Origin of the sequence: Mycobacterium sp. (assembly GCF_019247615.1) — a bacterium.
Taxonomy (GTDB): domain Bacteria; phylum Actinomycetota; class Actinomycetes; order Mycobacteriales; family Mycobacteriaceae; genus Mycobacterium.
Genome location: NZ_JAFBAT010000089.1, coordinates 1 through 2,557, shown reverse-complemented (window position 1 = coordinate 2,557; position 2,557 = coordinate 1). Strand labels below are relative to the sequence as shown.

Annotated in this window: 3 protein-coding genes; all 3 read right to left on the bottom strand. The window is 68.2% G+C overall.

Annotated features, from left to right (window positions below; genetic code table 11):
• The coding region (locus JO059_RS06225; RefSeq protein ID WP_366516158.1) for an alpha/beta fold hydrolase at positions 1 to 196 on the bottom strand (196 nt) is incomplete at its 3' end.
• Positions 193 to 1,251: an acyl-CoA dehydrogenase gene (locus JO059_RS06220; RefSeq protein ID WP_293315228.1), complete on the bottom strand. Its 1,059-nt coding sequence runs from the start codon at positions 1,249 to 1,251 to the stop codon at positions 193 to 195. The genes JO059_RS06225 and JO059_RS06220, both read right to left, overlap by 4 nt.
• Positions 1,251 to 2,390, bottom strand: coding sequence for an acyl-CoA dehydrogenase family protein (locus tag JO059_RS06215; RefSeq protein ID WP_293315227.1), 1,140 nt, complete (start codon positions 2,388 to 2,390; stop codon positions 1,251 to 1,253). The genes JO059_RS06220 and JO059_RS06215 overlap by 1 nt, the downstream gene beginning before the upstream one ends.
• Positions 2,391 to 2,557 lie beyond the last annotated feature (167 nt).

The following is a 2,557-nucleotide window of genomic DNA, read 5'->3' as shown; positions in this document are numbered from 1 at the left end:
GCGCGTCGCTGCTGCCGTGACCGCGTTGGTCCCAGACGATCACCGGCCGGTCGACACTCAACGCGTCGATGTTGGGTGACCACATGCCGGCGGTCGCGCCGAAGCCGTGCGTCAGCAGCAGCGGGACGCCGTTCGCCTGCGGGTTGTGCACCTCATAGGCCAGCGTGACCCCGTGGTCGCGCTGCAATCGGTTCACTGCACCACCTCCGATCCGGACTGGATCGCTGGATAGAGGGCGTCGGGGCCGCAAGCCACCAAGGCCGCCCCAAGCCGGTCGGCCCAGCGATGATGGCCGCCGGCTTCGTCTCGCCACGCCCAGAGTCGACGGGTCAGATAGTGCAAGGGGTACTCCTTCGTCATGCCGATGGCGCCGTGCGTCTGATGCGCGGCCGCCGTCACCAGTCGAGCCGCATGGTCGGAAAGCATTTTCGCGCAAGCGATTTCGAAGCCTCCTCGGCCAAGTTCGACCGCCGCGACCGCACCTTCGAGAGCCGATTCGACGACGGCGGCCTGTTGGTGGATGGTGACCAAGTGGGCCTGCACGGCCTGGAAGCGGCCGATGGGACGCCCGAACTGCTCGCGTTGCTCGCTGTAGCGCAACGTCATTGCCGCGACGGCGCTTATCGCGCCGGCCATCAACGCGACACGCCCCAGCGCGGTGCGCTCCCAGACCCCGTCCGCGGTGAGCGATTCCGGGCCGTCGGCGGATGCGGTCACGGGCACGCCATCGAAATGGACGGTGTCGCGGGGCTCATCGGCGAGGTTGCCGGCGCGGCTGACGGCCGGGCCGCCCGATTGTGCGGCCGGTCCGGGCGCGAGCACCACGATGCCGTCGACCAGGCCGACGACATGTTCGGCTCGGCGGCCCCATGGCACGGCCGGCGCCGTCCCGAACAGGCGGTCACCGTCGAGACGGAGCATCGCGCCGGGAGGGACTACCGTCCGAACGCCGTCCGGAAGCGCGATACCCGCGGAGGCCAACATCCACCCGCCCACCAGTCCGGCCTCGGCCAGGGGCACCGGCGCCGCGTGTGCTCCCGCGGCACGCAGCAGCTGGATCGCATCGGCGACGCACCCGCCCGCTCCGCCGAGCTCTTCGGGGACGGGGACGTCGCTGAAGCCGCTGTGCCGCAACGCTTCCCATAGTCGCGGAGCCCAACCGGCGGCTTCCGCTTGGCCGACGTCCTCCCACCGGCTATGCGCCGCAAACAGTTTGGTCGCGGCAGCATACAGTTCGTCGTCGTCACTCATCACAAACCCTTGACTGCGACGGACCGTAGTACCTCATTGGTCCCGCCGCGGATGGTGAACGACGGCGCCTCCAGCACGGCGCGGCGTAGCAACCGTTCGAACAACGATGGCGGGGGTTCCGGGCCGCACAGGAGCTCACGGTCCAACAACTCCCGCAGCGCGTTCACGACATCCTGTTCGAACCGGGTGCCCATCTCCTTGATGAGTGCGGCCTCGGGGCCGGGTGTGTTGCCGGCGTCGATGGCCCTGGCCACGGCCAGCGAAAGCCGGCGCAGCACCCAATATTGCATGGCGAGTTCGGCGATCAGTCGGCTGCCTGCGCGGCTCGCGGCCAGATCCGGGCACTCGCGAATGAATTCCTGAACCAGCAGGAACGTCGAGATCCACCGATCCGGCCCGCTGCGCTCGAAGGCCAATTCGTTGGCGTTCTGTGCCCAGCCCTGCCCGATTTCACCGATCACCATCTCGTCGGACACGGGGACGCCGTCGAGGACGACCTCGGCGAAGTGGTCGACACTGCCGTTCAGGAAGGGGATGGGCTTGACCGTGACACCGGGGCTGCGCATATCGATCAGGAATCGACTCAGCCCTTGGTGCCGCGCGCCCTCCCCGGTGCGGCACAGCGCGATCATGAAGTCGGCTCGCATGGCGTTGCTCGTCCAAACCTTGACGCCTGAGACTCGCCAGCCGTCGCCGTCACGTACCCCGCGTGTCCGCACCGACGCGAGGTCGCTTCCGGCTTCTGGCTCGCTCATGCCAATACAGAAACACAGCTCGCCCCGGCAGATTCGCGGCAACAGCCAACGTTTCTGTTGCTCGGTGCCATAACGCAGGAGCACCGGTGCGATCTGTCGGTCGGCCACCCAGTGATGACCTACCGGGGCGCCCCAGCGCAGCAGCTCTTCGACCACGACGAACCGGTCGACGGCGGTGGCGTCGCGGCCGCCATAGCGCGCGGGCACAGCCATGCCGATCCAGCCACGCTGCGCCAGCGAGGCGGAGAAGTTCCGGTCGACCTCCGCGCCCATCCCGAGGCCAGGTTCAAATGTTCCCCAGGGCAGCGTCTCGGTGAGGAACGACCGAACCTGCTCTCGCAATTCCAACTCGTGAGCGGTGAGCGCGGCAGGCGACGGAACCATACCTGGCAGGCTAGCCACCACCGGGATCGTGAAGCGAGCAAGGTCGGCGCCCGCGCAGTTCCCGCTATCACCGTCCGTTCGTAACCTATTGCAGGACAGGCACTTTGCTATCGTTCCGCCCGGCGTGCGGCCATCGCGTGCGGCACCGCCCGGACCCGTGGCCGTCC